Raw genomic sequence first — 16,906 nt, 5'->3', positions numbered from 1 at the left:
AAAATGAGTAAAGAGCTAAAAGAAGTACAAGGAATCATCTTTAAACGTCAAAAATTTCATGAGGCAGACCTTTTAGCTAAAATAATAACGAAAAATAGCGGGATTATTACAATGATTGCTCGTGGTGCACTTAAGCCTAAGTCTAAATTAGGTGCGAGTCTGCTTAACTTTTCTTACGGTACATATGTGATTGTTTCTTCTGGACAAGGACTAAGCAATCTTCGCACCTATAAAAATGTTAAGCAGTTTGACGGCATCTTTAATAATCTAACCAAAAATGCCTATGCCTCATTTATTTTGGATTTAGTTGACCATGCTTTTGTCGAGTATCAGGATTTAGGTAAGTACTATGAATTAACAAGTCTAGCTCTTACAAAGATCAATGATGGTGAGGATGCTGAAATGATTACTCAGACAATCCAAATGCAACTTTTAGCAGCTTATGGAGTTGAACCTGAACTGCGTCATTGTGTAATTTGTGGTAAAGAGACTGGTGACTTTGATTATTCAATTGTTAAGGGTGGAATCATTTGTAGCAATCACTTCTATACTGATACTACCCGATTACATTTGCAGCCAAAAGAAACTGCAGTTCTAAGAACGATCGGCTTAATACCATTTTCACGTTTAGGCACAATAAAAATTAATCAGGATACAAAAAAAGCTACACGAAGAGCAATTGATCGAATATATCAAGAAACTATTGATTTAAACTTAAAGACAAAAAAGTTTCTTGATGAACTTAATTTATTTACCTAATCCTTTAGATTAAAATATGATTATGGTAAAATACTATTGTATTTTGACGAAGATGAGGATTAAAAAAAGTACCAGTAAAGCGAATGTTAGATAGTGGAAGGACATCTGGGAAACGGCACCTCTAGTCAAACTAATTAAGAGCAGGGAAATATCCCTGAATTAGGGTGGAACCGCGATAAATCGTCCCTATGCAGTGTTGCATAGGCTTTTTTTATGGCCTGATGCAGGGAGGAAGAAAAATGGCACAGAAAAAAATAACAATTCAAGACATGATTTTTAAATTAGAAGAGTTTTGGTCTTCTAAGGGATGTATGGTAATGCCATCTTACGATGTTGAAAAAGGTGCTGGTACCATGAGTCCATATACTTTTTTAAGGGCTGTTGGACCTGAACCATGGGCCGCATGTTATGTTGAGCCTTCTAGACGTCCCGCTGATGGACGCTATGGTGACAATCCTAATCGTTTATTTCAACACCACCAATTTCAGGTAGTTATTAAACCTGCTCCTGACCAAATTCAGCAATACTACTTAGATAGTCTTAAGGTTTTGGGTATCAATCCCTTAGAGCATGATATTCGTTTTGTTGAAGATAACTGGGAAAACCCATCAATGGGTTGTGCTGGTGTTGGTTGGGAAGTCTGGCTTGACGGAATGGAAGTAAGTCAATTTACTTATTTCCAAACTGTTGGTGAACTTGATGTTAAACCAACTATGAGCGAAATTACATATGGTGTTGAACGACTTGCTTCCTATATCCAAGATGTAAACTCCGTTTTTGACTTGGAATGGGGAAATGGCGTTTTATATCGTGACATCTTTAAAGAAGCAGAATACGAAAACTCTAAATATGCTTTTGAAGAATCTAATCAAGATGACTTGTTGAAGTTCTTTGACGTATACGAAAGAACAGCGAAAGAACTAATCAAGTTAAATCTAGTTCAACCAGCTTACGACTATATTTTGAAGTGCTCACATACCTTTAATTTGCTAGACGCTCGGGGAGCAGTCTCTGTTACAGAACGTGCAGGATATTTAGCTAGAATTAGAAATATGGCCCATGAAGTGGCTGTATGCTTTGTTGAAGAACGAGAAAAAAGAGGCTTCCCTTTACTGAAAAGCGCAGAAGACAAGAAAGCGGGGCTTGAAAATGACTAAAGACTATTTATTTGAAATTGGAACAGAAGAAATGCCAGCACATGTTGTTGCAAAAAGCGTTAAACAACTTGCTGACAGAACTCAAAAGTTCTTGAAAGAAAATGGCTTAAAGTTTAAGGATATCAAAACTTTTTCTACACCACGTCGATTAACTATTTTGGTTGAGGATTTGGCTGAAAAGCAAGAAGATATTGATGAAATAAAAAAGGGACCTGCTAAGAAAATTGCTTTGGATCAAGATAAAAATTGGACCAAGGCAGCTCAAGGTTTCGTTCGTGGTCAAAATATGACTACTGATGATATTTACTTTGAAGAACTAAAAGGGACAGAATATGCATATGTCCATGTCCAAAAAGAAGGTAGGAAAGCTACTGACATTCTTTTAGGTATGAGTGACATTATTAAGGCAATGACTTTCCCAACTAAAATGCGTTGGGGCGGTTCAAATGACTTTGAATTTGTTCGACCAATTCACTGGTTGGTTTCTTTGCTTGGCAATGAGGTCGTTCCTGTTCAAATTCTTGATATCACTGCAGGTCGAAAGACTGAAGGTCACCGCTTTTTAGGCGATTCAGTTGTTTTAGCCAATGCCGATGATTATGAAGATGCTTTAAGAGATCAATTTGTCATTGCTGACGCTAAAAAGCGTAAAGAAATGATAGTTGACCAAATGAATGAGCTAGTTAAACAAAACAACTGGAAAATCAAGATGGATGCTAACTTACTTGAAGAAGTAACCAATTTGGTTGAATATCCAACTGTCTTTGCTGGCTCCTTTGATAAAAAGTATCTTGAAATGCCTCAAGAAGTATTAATTACTTCAATGAAGGATAACCAACGTTACTTTGAAGTTTATAATCAAGATACCCAATTAATTAATCATTTTATTTCTGTACGAAATGGAAATAAGGATTACTTAGAGAATGTTATTTCCGGGAACGAAAAAGTTTTAGTTGCTAGATTAGATGACGCACAATTTTTCTACGATGAAGACCGTAAATATCCTCTTAGTCATTTTGTTGACAAGCTTAAGAATGTTTCTTTCCATGACAAAATTGGTTCTATGTCTGAAAAAATGGAACGTGTACGTATAATTGGTGACTACCTCGCAAAACAATGGAATCTTGATGAACAAACTATCAAGGACTTTGATCGTGCTAGTGAATTGTATAAATTTGATCTTGTAACTCAAATGGTTGGTGAATTTGCTGAATTACAAGGTGTAATGGGTATGCACTATGCAAAACTTGCCGGTGAAAAAGATGATGTTGCGGTTGCAATCAAAGAACATTACATGCCAACCACTTCAGAAGGTGAGTTGCCACAAACTGTAGTAGGTTCATTACTTTCAGTTGCTGACAAACTTGATACAATCATCACTTTCTTTGCTGTAGATATGATTCCAACTTCATCTAATGATCCTTACGCCTTACGTCGTTACGCCTATGGAATTGTACGTATTTTAATTAATCAAAAGTGGTCATTAGCCTTCAATAAAGTTTTGCCTGAACTTGTTTCTGCATTGAATGGAAAAACACCAGCTAAATTACCTAAGTCGGATGAAAAAGAAGCAAAAATTGCATCTTTTATCCGTGACCGGATTAACCAGTATCTGACTAAAAACAACTACAAATATGACATTATCGATGCAGTGCTTGCATCAAGTCAACAGGATCCAATTCAAATTTTGGCAGCGGCCAATGTCTTGCAGCTACATCATGATGATGAACAGTTTAGACCTGTTGTTGAAAGTCTAATTAGAATCAATAATATTTTGAAAAAGGCTAAGCATAAAGGAAATAATGTCGTTAATCCAGACTTGTTTGTTAACGAGAGTGAAAAAGAACTTTACTCTGGTGTGAACAATTTGCAAGACTTAACTGATTTAACGCAGCTTTATGATGGTTTTGTTAAATTGCAACCAGTTATCAATTTCTACTTTGAAAACAATATGATTTTGGATAAGGATGAAGCAATTAAGAATAACCGATTAAATCAATTAGGTGCAGTGGCACAACTTGCTGAACATTTAGGTGACTTAAGTAAGTTAGTCATTAAATAATTTATCAAAGTAGGTGAAAAGATGGCTGGATTGATACCTGAAGAGACGATTAGCAAGGTACGTGAGAACGTCAATATTGTTAATGTCATCAGTCAATACGTTTCACTAGAAAAAAAGGGAAAAGATTATATTGGTCTTTGCCCATTCCACGAAGAAAAAACACCTTCCTTTACAGTCAATGAAGGAAAACAATTCTTCAAGTGCTTTGGTTGTGGTAAAGGCGGCAATGTTTTTACCTTCTTAATGGAAAAAGAAAATTTAACTTTTCCGGAAAGCGTGCAAAAGGTTGCTGATTTTGCACATATTGAAATTGGTGAATATGGTCAACAAAAGCCAAAATATTCCAATATTTTAATTAAAATAAATGAGGAAGCTGCTGATTTTTATCATCGGGTCTTAATTTCAACTAATGCTGGTAAACGTGGTCTTGAATATGCACGTGAAAGAGACTTGAGTGATGAGATTTTAAATCATTTTCGTATCGGATACGCACCGAAACAGAATAATCTTCTCTTAACGTATTTACGTGGTAAGGACTATCGCGATGAAGATTTATTAGCAAGCGGTTTATTTGTTCAGTCTAAGAGCGGTGAGATGTTCGATCGCTTTAGAGATCGATTAATGTTTACTCTTACAAATGAGGGCGACTATGCAGTAGGCTTTTCAGGTAGGCGGTTATCAACGGATAAAACTGAGGCAAAGTATATCAATAGTCCTGAGACAAAAGTTTTTGAGAAATCACAAGTCCTATTTCATTTTTCAGAGGCGAAAAAGGCGGCTAGATCTGAAAATCACTTAGTTTTGTATGAAGGATATATGGACGTAATTGCAGCATATAAAGCTGGCGTAAAGTCAGGTATTGCGTCAATGGGTACAAGCTTAACCGACCAGCAAGTTTACATGTTAAAACGAATCACTAAGAATATCATTATTAATTATGATGGTGATGATCCAGGAGTGCATGCGGAAGAACGAGCAGTTAAACTGTTTAATAAAGCTGGTGGCTTTGACTTGGGTGTTGTTGTTCTACCAGAAAAACTTGATCCTGATGAATATGTTCAAAAATATGGTGTTGAAAAATATCAAGAACAGATCAAAGGCGCATTAACACCGACTGACTTTTTCTTAAAGCGACTTGCTAAGAAATATAACTTAGATAATGATCGGCAGAAGCTTGCGTATCTTGACGAAGCTATGCAAGAAATTGCGCAGCTCTCAAATCCAGTTGAACAAGATTTATATCTGGATAGAATTGCTCAGCAGCAGAATGTTTCTAAAGATTCATTAAAAGTGAATTTGCTAAAATATCGTCGTCAATTTAATACTGCTAAGCAACATACAGGCGGACAAATTCTAAGTGAAGCAGAATTTCAACAAGATGACGGTCCAGCACCAGAGTATCATCAAGATATTGCTATTAAGAATGATCCAGTCCAAACAAGGCTATTGTACTTATTCATTCATTCGGAGCATGCTCGCGATTATCTTTTGCAGAACAAGTTCTTATTTCCTGATTCCGATTATCAAAAATTAGCGGAATTATGGTTAAATTTCAGCGAAACTCATGAAAAACCGACAGTAAATAGTTTTTTAAATTTTATTCCTGAACAACTTCAAGGTATAATAGTTAATGCCGAAATGGCAGATATGCCGCAGGATTTTTCAGACCGTGAGATTTGTGAACAAATCTATGCTTTAGAAATGCGTCAAGTTGACAAGCAACTGAATAAGTTGATGAATGAACTTCAAGATGCAAAGAGAACTATGGATACGGACAAAATAATGTCTATTACGCAACAAATTTTACAGTTAAAGAGAATTCAAGGGCAGAGGGGGGCTTTATAGTGACAGAAAAGAAAAGCACTAGCGAAAAAGAACAACCATCTTTAGATAAAGTAGTACAAGAGGTTGTTAAAGCGGTTAAGAAAGATAAATCAATTACTGAAACTGAATTTGTTAATCGTTTGGTTAAGCCCTATGATTTAGAGGGAAAAGCAGTCGATCAATTAGTTCAAGAGTTTGAAGATAACGGCATCAGTATAGTTGATGAAAATGGTGATCCATCCAAACTAGCTTTGAAGAAGCAAAAAGATGTTGAAAAGGCTGAACTAAAAGATATGTCAGCCCCTTCAAGCGTCAGGATGAACGATCCAGTAAGAATGTACTTGAAGGAAATTGGACGTGTTCCACTTCTTAACGCAGATCAGGAAATTGCTCTTGCAAAACGAATTGAAAAAGGCGACGAAGAGGCTAAGCAAGAATTAGCTGAGGCTAACTTACGTTTAGTTGTCTCAATTGCAAAACGCTATGTTGGTCGTGGTATGTCATTCCTTGACTTAATTCAAGAAGGAAACATGGGTCTAATGAAAGCCGTTGACAAGTTTGATTACAGTCTTGGCTTTAAGTTTTCGACTTATGCTACTTGGTGGATTCGTCAAGCCATTACTCGTGCAATTGCTGATCAGGCTCGAACAATTAGAATTCCAGTTCACATGGTTGAAACAATCAATAAGCTGATTAGAATTCAAAGACAATTGTTGCAAGACTTAGGTCGTGAGCCAACTCCAGAAGAAATTGGTGCTGAAATGGATATGCCAACTTCTAAAGTGCGCGACATACTAAAAATTGCTCAAGAACCTGTTTCTTTGGAAACACCAATTGGTGAAGAAGATGATTCCCATTTAGGTGACTTTATTAAAGATAAAGATGCAACTAGTCCTGAACAACATGCTTCATATGAGATGCTCAAGGAGCAGCTAGAAGAGGTACTCGATACTTTAACAGATCGTGAAGAAAATGTTCTGCGCTTGCGTTTTGGTCTTGATGATGGTCGGACAAGAACACTTGAAGAAGTTGGTAAGGTTTTTGGCGTCACAAGAGAGAGAATCAGACAAATTGAAGCAAAAGCACTACGTAAGTTGCGTCATCCGAGTCGTTCAAATCAGTTGCGTGATTTCTTAGATTAAATAGCTAAACAAAAAGACAAGTTTTTGAAATCTTGTCTTTTTTGTTATAGCCATATACTCCATAAGTATCAGCTATCAGCTAATCCCCATTGCTTCATGTTGTATTCAATAACACTTTTGCGTTTACCTGATAATAAGAAAACTGAAAAAGCCAGATAAACTAAGGTTGTTAAGATCAAATACTGCCATTCAAAAACAGTGGGGTTAATCATGACAGTGGTACCAGAAGCCAAGAAAACTAGGATATCAAAAACTGCATGGTAGCCTATATTTATGAAAAAAAATCCAGTATAAAGATAAATTGCTGCAAAAGCAATACCAGCTACACTTGCATCAATCATTTGTAAAATTGTAGCCAGTAGTGGCTGCTCTATTAGGTTAACAATATGGAGTGCTCCAAAAATTAAACCATCTAATACAACCGCCCATGAGATTTGATGTTGAGCATTTTTAAAAGTTTTGAGTAAAATGCTTAAAACACAAAAACGCATCAACCATTCTTCAGCTATACCGGCTTCTATGCCTCTGCAAACGAGCTTTATTACATGTTTCGTAGTGATTTGAAAATTCCAGCTCGTGAGCAGTTGCCTCCAGTTACCTGCTTCATTAAAAGCATTAAACACGCAGTCAACAAAAATAAATAAAGATATAAACGCTAGAACTGCATATTTAGCTCTTGAACTCAATCTCAAGCCAGGGGCTTGATAGCCCCATTTATGCATGACAACTACTGAAGTGATTACAAAACAAATTGCCCCAGTAACTTCAGTTTTATTAAGCATTTGTAGCAAAGAAGGGGAGCTGTTCATAGTCAACATTCCCGGTATAGCAAGTATCAGACTTGAGAATAATAATAAAGTCATGATTTGCCCAATTACACTGCTTATTTTTCCCCAGGAAAGTTCTGCCATAGGAACTAGCAGAACTAGTTCATACAGAGTAAGTGGAATTATCAGCCAGATAAGGTTCTTAGTATTAAAAACTTTGATAAAATCTGCTCCGATTGCAAGGAGTACTAAAAAGCATATTTGGATATTAACGGCTTGAAAATAATGATTAAATTGGACTATTTTTCTCGTAGGATGTTTTTCGCATAGAAGAGTTAGTTGTAGAGATACCAGTATGAACAAAACTGATAGAACTACCACAGCCTCATTTTTACTTTTGGTCAGGGGCTTGATTTTAAAAAATAGCACAAGCGCCACAATGATCAAAATTTCTTGAACTATTATTTGTCCTAGGTGCCAACGCTTAATTGCTTGTTCAGAAGGCATTTCAAATTCTCCTTAAAATAATTCATCTCGGCTATCATCCAAGATATGCTCATCAATATCGTCGTTAAAGTATACAAGTAAGTCACGATCAAAATTATAGGCCAATTGATGATTTAGCAGTTCTTCTTTCGTCATCCATACTAAGTTTCCTTCATGAGAAGCTTTTACAGTGCCTGTAAACTCTGTAGCAATATAGAAAAAAACTAAATAACGATGATCGTTTTCATCGAAAAATTGCTTAATACCACTAAGACGTGGATTTTTAATGTCGAGATTGGTTTCTTCTTTAACCTCACGAACAACAGAATCATAAAAAGACTCATGTGCTTCAACATGTCCACCCGGAAAAGTTAAACCCGGCCAGGAGGGATCATTTCGATCAATGACTAAAATTTGTTCACCTTTTTTAATCATACACATATTTGTTAAAGTAACTGGTTCTGTTCGATCCAAATTTAGAATCCTCCATCTTTTTAAAACTACTTAAATTTGCGTTCTTTAAAGCTACTTCCCAAAAGGATGAAATGGAAAGTTTTTGCCATTGATATTAATTGTTTGGCTGTTGCTGTCACTGATAATCTTTCCTTTTACAGTATTAGATGTGGACAGGTCGGATTTTTTCAAAGGAACATTAGTCCAAATTGCCCTTAAATCTGCTCCGTTATCAGTGCTCTGCATATTATTTCTGAACAAATCAGGCTGTAGAATTTCTGGAGGTACAGCGACGTTAACCGAAGTAGGCATTACTGGCTGAATTAATTTTCTATTTAACTGATCTCGAATAAAGGGCTTGAGTTTATGAGTCTCTGATTTATTCATTCAAAAAAGTCCTCTCATTACAAAATTACGATATTTTTATTATAAATCTTTTATCAATGAAAAATACAGCGGTTTCTAACTATTTTGAACAAAGAGCGGTAAGTGTATGCTAAAATTTTATACATGGAAAGTAGGTCGAAAAGTGAATTTACGTTTAAACAAACTCGCAACCATGGTAGATCAAGATGCGCGAATTGCAGATATTGGTACAGATCACGCATACTTACCAATTGAATTAGTCAAATCAGGCAAGGTCAATTTTGCAATTGCTAGTGATATTGGAAAAGGACCGCTTGATAATGCAAAACAGGATATTAAAGAGGCTGGCTTAGAAGGAAAAATAGAAACTCGTCTAGGCGCTGGACTAGAAACCATCTCAGCCAAAGACAACATTGATACTATAGTGATTGCTGGCATGGGCGGCAACTTGATGAGTCAGATTTTAAATGATGCCTTAGTTAACAAAAAAATGAGTTTCGACACCTTAATTCTTGAACCAAATGTTGGAGAATATGGTGTTCGTAAATGGTTGATGCAGCACAGCTATCAGATTGTCGATGAACAAATTGTGGCTGAAGCCGGTCATACATATGAACTGATTAAGGCTAAAAAAACTGAATCAAATATCCCATTAACTGAAAAAGAATTATATTTTGGTCCAATCTTAATTAAGACTAAAAATCAGACTTTTACTAATAAATGGATAGGTCAGCTAAAGTACCAACAAAATTTGTTAGTTAATTTAAATAAGGCAAAAAATAAAGATATGTCTCATATAAAACAGGTTCAAGAACAGATTGAAATGATCAAAGGAGAACTAAATGACTAAAGTTAAAGACCTAGTGAAAGTTTTAAACGATTTCTTTCCTGAAAAAATTGCAAGTGCTGGTGATCCCGTTGGCATTCAAATTGGTTCTTTAGAGCAATCAGTTACCAAGGTTATGACCACGTTAGATGTTCGACCACAAGTTGTTGACGAAGCAATAAAAGAGCATGTTGATCTAATTATCAGCCATCATCCTTTAATGTTTAGACCTGCACCTAACTTAAACTTTGCCGATCCACAAAATGAAATGTATGGCAAAATAATTGCTAACGGCATTACTGTCTATTCAATTCATACTAATTCTGATAAAGCTCAAGATGGGTCTAGCGATTGGCAGGCAGAAGAATTAGGTTTGACTGATGTACAACCTTTTTGTCTAGATAGTGACGGCATTGCTATTGGACGAAAAGGCAAGCTGCCTGAACCGCTCTCTGCAATTGATTTTGCATATTATGTAAAAGAGAAAATGAATATCAAAATGGTTAGATTGATTACTGCTGATAACCAGCAACAAATTTCAACTGTTTCACTTATTTGCGGAGATGGGGGTAAGTACTGGCACCAAGCAGTTACTGAAAAGATAGATGCCTTTATAACCGGAGACGTTTATTATCATACTGGTCACGATATGATTTCTTCAGGAATAACAGTAATTGATCCTGGGCACTATACAGAAAAATTATTTAAGGATAAAATATATGAAAAGTTAATTAAATGGAATGAAGAAAATAATTGGAATGTTAATGTTATTAAGTCACATGTTTCAACTAACCCATTCCAAGATTTAGTTTAAATAAAGGAGTTTTTATGGAATACCCAAATTTATTACCCAGATTTTTAAAATATGTAAAAGTTAACTCGCGTTCGGATGAGCACTCAGACCGTTTTCCATCCACTAAGCGTCAAGAAGACTTCCAAAAAGAAGTTGTAATGAAGGATTTAGAGGATTTGGGCTTAAGTGATGTACATTACAACCAAAAATCCGGCTGTGTAATCGCTGAAATTCCTTCAAATATTGATTATGAAGTTCCAGTAATGGGTTTTCTAGCACATTGTGATACGGCAGATTTCAATGCGGAAAATGTTCGCCCACAAGTCCATGAAAACTATGATGGTAAATCAAAAATTCAATTAGGTGATTCTGATTTTTACTTGGATCCTGAGGTTTTCCCTAATCTCAAAAAATATGCCGGTAAAACGCTTATTACTACATCAGGTGATACATTGCTAGGTGGAGATGACAAGTGTGGTGTCAGTGAAGTAGTAACTCTAGCTGAATATTTGATGAATCATCCAGAAGTTAAGCATGGAAAAATTCGTTTGGCCTTTACACCTGATGAAGAAATTGGTACTGGTGCGCCTCACTTTGACATTGATGAGTTTGGTGCAGACTTCGGGTATACACTTGATGGGGCTGCTCCAGGTAAGCTTGACTGGGGAACTTTCTCAGCAGCAACATTTACACTTAACATTCAAGGAGTAAATGTTCACCCATCAGTTGCTAAAAATCAGATGATCAGTGCAATCCAAATAGGTATTAACTTCCAAAATCAACTCCCAGCAGACGAAGTACCAGAAAAAACTGATGGACGACAAGGCTTCTTCCATTTAACTGATTTCCAGGGAACAGTTGATAATGCATACCTTGAGTACATTATCCGTGACTTTGAACGTGATGGTCTTGAGCGTCGTAAAAACTTGGTTAAAGACATTGTCACTAAAATGAATGATGAATTTGGTACTGAGCGAATCAAATTAACAATGAGAGATCAATATTACAATATGGCAGATGAGCTTGAAAAACACATGGATGTTGTCAACTTAGCAAGAGATGCATATCGTAAAGAAGGATTGACCGAAATCGACGAGGATCCAATTAGAGGTGGTACAGACGGTAGTCAACTGACTTATCGTGGTTTACCATGTCCAAACCTATTCTCAGGTCAAGAAAACATGCATGGTCGTTACGAATACACTGTTTTAGAATCAATGTACAAAGCAGTTGACGTTATGATCAGAATGGTCGAAATGAACGCAACAAATAATAAATAGTGAAACAAAAAAGGTTAGAAAAGCACTTTCTCTAAAATTAACTTAAATGAGATAAGTGCTTTTATATCAATGATAATTACTGTTGGGTAATACCAGCTTAATTATGCACATCTACTCTAATAATCAAAAAATGCCGATTAAAACGTTGCTATTAATGAGTTAATCGGCTTTTTTGTTTGAAATTAAGTAAAAATGCAGAGTCGTGGAACACTGAAAAAATAATAAGACTCTTATAAACGATCAATAAGAACATAAAATTGCTTTTTAGAAGTATTTATTAGGAAGAAATAAAAAAGATTGCACTAACATATAAACTGCGGTATTATTACAGTGTATTAGAAATGTGATACAGTAAAAGGATGGTGGATTTGTGGAATTCAAGGATAATATTCCCATTTATCTGCAAATCAAGCAATATCTATATCGTCAAATTGTTACCGGCGAATTAAAGCCAGGACAGAAAATTCCTTCTGTGCGTGAACTAGCAGTTCAATTGACTGTTAATGTGAACACGGTACAAAGAGCTTTGCAACAAATGAACGTAGAGGGGATTTTGTATACTAAGCGCGGAGAAGGTAATTTTGTTACCGAAGATACAGACTTGCTTGAAAAGACAAAACAGGAATTGATTAATGATGAGCTAAATAAATTTGTTCAAAGTATGAATGATTTGGGTGTGTCAAATGATCAAATTCATGATATCTTATCAGCTTATTTAAAGTAGGGGAATAGTTAATGAGCAATCTCTTAGAAATTGAAAATTTAACATATAGAAAGAACCTAAAAGTAATTCTTAAAGATATCAATTTAAACTTAAAGCATGGCAAAATTGTTGCTCTTTTAGGCGAAAATGGAGCTGGTAAAACAACATTGATGCGCATAATCGCAGGAATTAATAAGAATTTTCGCGGTATGGTTGCGATTGATGGAGTTCAATCTGTTACGGACCGTAAAAGGGTCATTTCTTTCTCTGACAGTTTGTCAGGATTTAAGGAAAGTACTAAAGTTGCGAAAATAATTAATTTTTACGAATATCTTTATGATGATTTTGACAAAAATAAATTTAAGCAGCTACAAAAGTTCATGAGATTAAATGAAAACTTACGTCTGTCTGAAATGTCAAAGGGTATGCGTGAAAAGCTAATTATTGCTTTGACTTTTTCACGTCAAGCAGAACTCTATTTACTTGACGAACCTTTCTCTGGAATTGACGCGATGGCTCGAAAAAAAATTATTAGTTCAATTATTCTATGGAAAGCGGATGAAGCAACTATTCTAATCTCTGATCATTTCGTTAACGAAATTGCTTCTATGCTTGACGAAGTTGTTGTTGTAAAAGATAAAACAATCTACTGTCACAAATCAACTGAAGAAATACGTGAGAGTAATCAAAGCATCGAAGAATTTTATGAAAACATATATGGAGAGGGTGAAGAATAATGTTCGGTCGGCTTTTTGCTACTTTATTTACACGAAAAATTAAGAAGGCTAACTACGTACTGCTTGTCCAATTAATTGCAGCCATAGCAATTACTGTACTTAGTTTTACTACGAGTGGACATGTTTATTTTGGAAGGCAAGATTTAGGGTTTTTTCCATCGTTTTTCATGTTTGTCCTCTTTTTCTCCTTTATTGCAGCATTAGCTTTATACTGCATAACTTGTAATGAAAATGAGGCAATTAACGTAAACCAATCTTTGCGGTTATTGCCAATCTCTGATTCAAAGTATTATTTGGATAATATCTTTACTTCAATTGCAACATTAGCATATTTTGCATGTTTAGAAGCCATTGGTATAGGTATTAGTTTTTTGTTGGCCTTTCAATTTGATGGCACATTTCACTCAGAAGTTATGACATCGTATGAAAAAAGTAGTTTTGTTTTCAATGTTGAAGATTTTATTGTTGTTATCCAGTCACTAATCTTACTTGTTTTATTTTGTCTACTCTTTTATTTAATGCTTAGTTTTTTAAACTTCTCCAGCCAAGCAATTATTAGTTTTTTACCAGGATCAATTAAAAACAAGTCTTTGTTGGGGTTCATCCGCGTTTTTCTAGTGTTCATTCTCATATGGGCATTAGTCAAAGGAATCCGAGCTCTAACGCCTATTTTTGATGCACCATTTGCAGTCTTTTTTCAATCAACGTCGTCAAATGATTTATTGGAGCCAATTTCAATATTCATTTGCTTTGACTTGCTTTTCATTGCCATTAATTTGTTTTTATTCAATCAATATATTGAGCCAAAAGAAAAGAAATAACTATCAAACTACTCATTAAGAATATTAGTGAGTAGTTTTTTGTTAAAAAGGATTGCATGGCAGATTTTTTTAGTCTATCATAATAGTGTAATAGAAATATAATACAGTATAAACAGCTGATTTGATCTCCAAATTGAATTATCTCAGGGTATGAAGATTGACAAACGTACTCTTATAAAGCAAAAGATTTAGTTGTTAATAAAGTGTATTAGAACTAGGAGCGAACTTAATGGGAAATCTACTAGAAATCAAAGATTTGACGTATCGAAAAAATCAAAAAACGATCTTAAATAATGTCAATCTAACATTGGGACCAGGAAAAATTGTTGCACTATTAGGAGAAAATGGTGCAGGAAAAACTACTTTGATGCGTATTATTGATAGCATGGCTAAAAATTATCATGGCACTGTAATGGTAGCAGGAGAAGATAATGAAGTTGAAAGGAAAAAGCACATATCCTTTACTGATAATTTATCTGGATTTTCTGAAAATACAAAAGTAGAACAAATTAGCAAATTCTATGAAGTTATTTACCAAGATTTTGATGTAAATGAATTCGAACAGCTACGCGGTTTTATGAAAATTGATTCTGAGATGCGCCTTTCTGAAATGTCAAAAGGGATGCGTGAAAAACTAGTTATTGCACTAACATTTTCGCGTAAAGTAGATTTATATCTATTAGATGAGCCCTTTTCCGGAATTGATGCGATGGCTCGAAAAAAGATCATTAACTCAATTATTTTATGGAAGGCTAAGGAATCTACTATTTTAGTTTCTGATCACTTTGTTAACGAAATTTCTTCCATGCTAGATGAGGTTGTGATTATTAGAGATCATACTGTATATGAACATTTATCAGCGGATGATATTAGAGCTAAAAATCAGAGCATTGAAGAATACTATGAAGGACTTTATCAGGAGGAAGAAGAATAATGTCACTTTTTAATTGCTGCTTTACTGAACTATTCAAATTAAAAACTAAGAAGCTTAACACCTTGATGCTTTTTCAGATTTTAACTTCAATGGCAATAACCTTTTTTTCTCTGTATAAATTTGAAAATAATCACTTTATCCGCAATACTTATGTAAATGATTTTAATTTCATAACCAACTGGATGACGTCTTTCTTCTTTATTGTTCTTGCTTTTGGATTTATTGCTGTTTGCTTGATAGCAATATTTGCTCAAAGAGTAAACCGCAGTCAAACCTGGCGGCTAATTCCAATGAGCAGCACCAATCTTTACCTTGATAATACGCTTAGTTCATTTGTCTCAATTGTTTATCTCGGAATCTTAGACGTAATTGGACTTTTGCTTTTATTCGGGATGTCGGTACTGACGGATAGTCGTTTCAAAAAGAACGTGATTACAGGTTTCTCCAGTCCTTCAAACGCTATGTCGCAATTATTCAATGAACGAGCTTTCAAAATTTGGGGCTCTATATTACTATTGATTTTAATTACTCTTTTTGTCTTTTTTGTAGTTGATTTTTTAAACTTTTCAAGTCGTGCAATTTTAGAATTTTTACCCACTACAAGCGGTCAAGCTTTTCTCAGAGTCATTTTTATCATAGTCATAGTTGTTGCTTGTTGGGTTGCCTTTAGTGCTAATAACTTCTTAGCGTCACTTATCGCCTTCCCAATCGACTTTGTATTCAGTAGTGTTTTGGGTATTTTTGGAGGATATCGGGAGTATAATGATAGGTATGTAGACTTTGGTATTTCACTTATTATCATGTTAGTCTTTGATATCTTTTTATTGATAGCTAATACTTTGATATTCAACTACTTTTTCGAAGCAAGGGAAAAGAAATAGTGTATTTCTCTTCAAACAAAGAAAAATGACCTCAAGCAAAACTTGAGGCCATTTTTTATATTTGTTTTAACTTAACGCTTGGTAGCAAGAAAGTCATACAGTTGATTGATTTCTTCAGGAGTGAATTCACCTTCACCAGCCTTCATTGCATGAATTTTCTCAACCGACAGGTGACTAGCAAATGCTAAATCTGTATCTGTAGTATGATGTTCTGTCTGGTAAGTAATAATTGCATCGGATAATTCTTCTATTTGCTGATTCATAATAAAATCTCCTTTACAATTATTTTAGCCAAAAAACCAAAAAATTCAAAGAAAAGTACTGCTAAAATCCTTGAATTTTATTAAAAGGCCAATATCTGAAGGTAACTTTGCCGACTAGATTTTCTCTTTTTACAGGTCCAAAAATGTGGGAGTCTTTTGAGATATCACGATGATCACCCATTACCCAGTAATAGCCTTTAGGCACTTTATAAGTAAAATTAGTGGTGTATGTATGTCCAGCATCATTGTCCGCTTTTTTGTACTTGTTATTAAGGTATGGTTCAGCTAGTCTCTTGCCATTAATATACATTTTGTCGTTTTTAGAAACGATTTTATCACCCGGCAAACCAATAACACGCTTAATATACATTGCTCCAGGAGTGTCGTTTGCGGCCTTAGGAGCTAATAAAACTACCACATCGTTACGTTTAGGCGTAAAGTTCCGTACCGAAATCAAGCGATCTTTATCTTCAAAAGTTGGCTGCATTGATGGGCCAGAAACTTCATCATTTGAAAGAACGAAGTGGAAGACAAGATAGAAAGCACCAAGAATTACCACCATCATTATGACAACGTCTAGGATGAATTTTCCAAGACTTTCTTCTTCGTTATCTTGCTTTTTTGTTACATTTTTTGCCATAAAATATTCTCC

General features: G+C 35.0%; 18 protein-coding genes. 13 read left to right on the top strand and 5 right to left on the bottom strand.

From position 1 onward, the window contains the following. Nucleotides 1-3 precede the first annotated feature (3 nt). From recO to rpoD, 5 genes are all read left to right on the top strand, one after another. Nucleotides 4-759 (top strand): DNA repair protein RecO, encoded by a 756-nt coding sequence (gene recO / locus H3R25_RS02700; RefSeq protein ID WP_198194238.1) that lies wholly within the window; start codon nucleotides 4-6, stop codon nucleotides 757-759. A 239-nt stretch (nucleotides 760-998) separates the two neighbouring features. Then, nucleotides 999-1,916, top strand: a complete 918-nt coding sequence (gene glyQ, locus H3R25_RS02695) for a glycine--tRNA ligase subunit alpha (protein ID WP_074425307.1) — start codon at nucleotides 999-1,001, stop codon at nucleotides 1,914-1,916. Then, nucleotides 1,909-3,978 (top strand): glycine--tRNA ligase subunit beta, encoded by a 2,070-nt coding sequence (gene glyS / locus H3R25_RS02690; RefSeq protein WP_198194237.1) that lies wholly within the window; start codon nucleotides 1,909-1,911, stop codon nucleotides 3,976-3,978. Before glyQ ends, glyS begins: the two co-directional genes overlap by 8 nt. A gap of 21 nt (nucleotides 3,979-3,999) precedes the next feature. Further along, nucleotides 4,000-5,823 (top strand): DNA primase, encoded by a 1,824-nt coding sequence (gene dnaG / locus H3R25_RS02685; RefSeq protein WP_198194236.1) that lies wholly within the window; start codon nucleotides 4,000-4,002, stop codon nucleotides 5,821-5,823. Then, nucleotides 5,823-6,944, top strand: coding sequence for an RNA polymerase sigma factor RpoD (gene rpoD / locus H3R25_RS02680; protein ID WP_074425311.1), 1,122 nt, complete (start codon nucleotides 5,823-5,825; stop codon nucleotides 6,942-6,944). Before dnaG ends, rpoD begins: the two co-directional genes overlap by 1 nt. A gap of 68 nt (nucleotides 6,945-7,012) precedes the next feature. Here the strand turns inward: rpoD and H3R25_RS02675 are convergent, their stop codons facing one another. The 3 genes from H3R25_RS02675 to H3R25_RS02665 are packed head-to-tail and all read right to left on the bottom strand — an operon-like array spanning nucleotide 7,013 to nucleotide 9,037. Then, nucleotides 7,013-8,218 (bottom strand): CPBP family intramembrane glutamic endopeptidase, encoded by a 1,206-nt coding sequence (locus H3R25_RS02675; protein ID WP_198194235.1) that lies wholly within the window; start codon nucleotides 8,216-8,218, stop codon nucleotides 7,013-7,015. Between the two features lie 12 nt (nucleotides 8,219-8,230). Continuing rightward, a complete protein-coding gene (locus tag H3R25_RS02670; RefSeq protein ID WP_162542501.1) occupies nucleotides 8,231-8,671 on the bottom strand; it encodes an 8-oxo-dGTP diphosphatase in 441 nt (146 codons plus the stop codon). 51 nt (nucleotides 8,672-8,722) lie between these two features. Further along, a complete protein-coding gene (locus H3R25_RS02665; RefSeq protein WP_198188604.1) occupies nucleotides 8,723-9,037 on the bottom strand; it encodes a hypothetical protein in 315 nt (104 codons plus the stop codon). Nucleotides 9,038-9,179: 142 nt separating this feature from the next. Here H3R25_RS02665 and H3R25_RS02660 point away from each other — a divergent pair, with 142 nt between their 5' ends. The 8 genes from H3R25_RS02660 (at nucleotide 9,180) to H3R25_RS02625 (ending at nucleotide 15,991) form a co-directional block, all read left to right on the top strand. After that, nucleotides 9,180-9,866 (top strand): class I SAM-dependent methyltransferase, encoded by a 687-nt coding sequence (locus H3R25_RS02660; RefSeq protein ID WP_198188678.1) that lies wholly within the window; start codon nucleotides 9,180-9,182, stop codon nucleotides 9,864-9,866. Then, nucleotides 9,859-10,656 (top strand): Nif3-like dinuclear metal center hexameric protein, encoded by a 798-nt coding sequence (locus tag H3R25_RS02655; protein WP_198194234.1) that lies wholly within the window; start codon nucleotides 9,859-9,861, stop codon nucleotides 10,654-10,656. The genes H3R25_RS02660 and H3R25_RS02655 overlap by 8 nt, the downstream gene beginning before the upstream one ends. Before the next feature lie 14 nt (nucleotides 10,657-10,670). Continuing rightward, nucleotides 10,671-11,915, top strand: a complete 1,245-nt coding sequence (gene pepT / locus H3R25_RS02650; protein WP_198188606.1) for a peptidase T — start codon at nucleotides 10,671-10,673, stop codon at nucleotides 11,913-11,915. A 370-nt stretch (nucleotides 11,916-12,285) separates the two neighbouring features. Beyond that, nucleotides 12,286-12,639 (top strand): GntR family transcriptional regulator, encoded by a 354-nt coding sequence (locus H3R25_RS02645; protein ID WP_046306922.1) that lies wholly within the window; start codon nucleotides 12,286-12,288, stop codon nucleotides 12,637-12,639. Nucleotides 12,640-12,650: 11 nt separating this feature from the next. Next, nucleotides 12,651-13,355, top strand: a complete 705-nt coding sequence (locus tag H3R25_RS02640) for an ATP-binding cassette domain-containing protein (RefSeq protein ID WP_198188607.1) — start codon at nucleotides 12,651-12,653, stop codon at nucleotides 13,353-13,355. Nucleotides 13,356-13,522: 167 nt separating this feature from the next. Then, nucleotides 13,523-14,176 carry a hypothetical protein gene (locus H3R25_RS02635; protein ID WP_232354532.1) on the top strand — a complete coding sequence of 218 codons (654 nt, stop codon included), beginning with the start codon at nucleotides 13,523-13,525 and terminating at the stop codon, nucleotides 14,174-14,176. Between the two features lie 229 nt (nucleotides 14,177-14,405). Beyond that, nucleotides 14,406-15,110: an ABC transporter ATP-binding protein gene (locus H3R25_RS02630; protein WP_187157935.1), complete on the top strand. Its 705-nt coding sequence runs from the start codon at nucleotides 14,406-14,408 to the stop codon at nucleotides 15,108-15,110. Continuing rightward, nucleotides 15,110-15,991 carry a hypothetical protein gene (locus H3R25_RS02625; protein ID WP_198194232.1) on the top strand — a complete coding sequence of 294 codons (882 nt, stop codon included), beginning with the start codon at nucleotides 15,110-15,112 and terminating at the stop codon, nucleotides 15,989-15,991. The genes H3R25_RS02630 and H3R25_RS02625 overlap by 1 nt, the downstream gene beginning before the upstream one ends. A gap of 71 nt (nucleotides 15,992-16,062) precedes the next feature. On the opposite strand, the gene H3R25_RS02620 is transcribed toward H3R25_RS02625, so the two are convergent. Continuing rightward, nucleotides 16,063-16,254: an LBP_cg2779 family protein gene (locus H3R25_RS02620; RefSeq protein ID WP_109715510.1), complete on the bottom strand. Its 192-nt coding sequence runs from the start codon at nucleotides 16,252-16,254 to the stop codon at nucleotides 16,063-16,065. Nucleotides 16,255-16,315: 61 nt separating this feature from the next. Next, the gene (gene lepB, locus H3R25_RS02615; protein WP_046306911.1) at nucleotides 16,316-16,894 is read right to left on the bottom strand and encodes a signal peptidase I; all 579 of its coding nucleotides are present in this window, start codon (nucleotides 16,892-16,894) and stop codon (nucleotides 16,316-16,318) included. Nucleotides 16,895-16,906 lie beyond the last annotated feature (12 nt).

The sequence above is a fragment of the Lactobacillus sp. M0390 genome (genome assembly GCF_016102085.1).
GTDB lineage: Bacteria > Bacillota > Bacilli > Lactobacillales > Lactobacillaceae > Lactobacillus > Lactobacillus apis.
The sequence above is the reverse complement of the archived record's forward strand: the minus strand, read 5'-3'. Positions and strand labels throughout refer to the sequence as shown.

What these genes read in the sequence shown, in the direction of transcription:
- recO (WP_198194238.1), top strand. Translation starts at nt 4, where the DNA reads ATGAGTAAAGAGCTAAAAGAAGTACAAGGAATCATCTTTAAACGTCAA.
- glyQ (WP_074425307.1), top strand. Translation starts at nt 999, where the DNA reads ATGGCACAGAAAAAAATAACAATTCAAGACATGATTTTTAAATTAGAA.
- glyS (WP_198194237.1), top strand. Translation starts at nt 1,909, where the DNA reads ATGACTAAAGACTATTTATTTGAAATTGGAACAGAAGAAATGCCAGCA.
- dnaG (WP_198194236.1), top strand. Translation starts at nt 4,000, where the DNA reads ATGGCTGGATTGATACCTGAAGAGACGATTAGCAAGGTACGTGAGAAC.
- H3R25_RS02675 (WP_198194235.1), bottom strand. Translation starts at nt 8,218, where the DNA reads ATGCCTTCTGAACAAGCAATTAAGCGTTGGCACCTAGGACAAATAATA.
- H3R25_RS02665 (WP_198188604.1), bottom strand. Translation starts at nt 9,037, where the DNA reads ATGAATAAATCAGAGACTCATAAACTCAAGCCCTTTATTCGAGATCAG.
- H3R25_RS02655 (WP_198194234.1), top strand. Translation starts at nt 9,859, where the DNA reads ATGACTAAAGTTAAAGACCTAGTGAAAGTTTTAAACGATTTCTTTCCT.
- pepT (WP_198188606.1), top strand. Translation starts at nt 10,671, where the DNA reads ATGGAATACCCAAATTTATTACCCAGATTTTTAAAATATGTAAAAGTT.
- H3R25_RS02640 (WP_198188607.1), top strand. Translation starts at nt 12,651, where the DNA reads ATGAGCAATCTCTTAGAAATTGAAAATTTAACATATAGAAAGAACCTA.
- H3R25_RS02635 (WP_232354532.1), top strand. Translation starts at nt 13,523, where the DNA reads ATGTTTGTCCTCTTTTTCTCCTTTATTGCAGCATTAGCTTTATACTGC.
- H3R25_RS02630 (WP_187157935.1), top strand. Translation starts at nt 14,406, where the DNA reads ATGGGAAATCTACTAGAAATCAAAGATTTGACGTATCGAAAAAATCAA.
- H3R25_RS02625 (WP_198194232.1), top strand. Translation starts at nt 15,110, where the DNA reads ATGTCACTTTTTAATTGCTGCTTTACTGAACTATTCAAATTAAAAACT.
- H3R25_RS02620 (WP_109715510.1), bottom strand. Translation starts at nt 16,254, where the DNA reads ATGAATCAGCAAATAGAAGAATTATCCGATGCAATTATTACTTACCAG.
- lepB (WP_046306911.1), bottom strand. Translation starts at nt 16,894, where the DNA reads ATGGCAAAAAATGTAACAAAAAAGCAAGATAACGAAGAAGAAAGTCTT.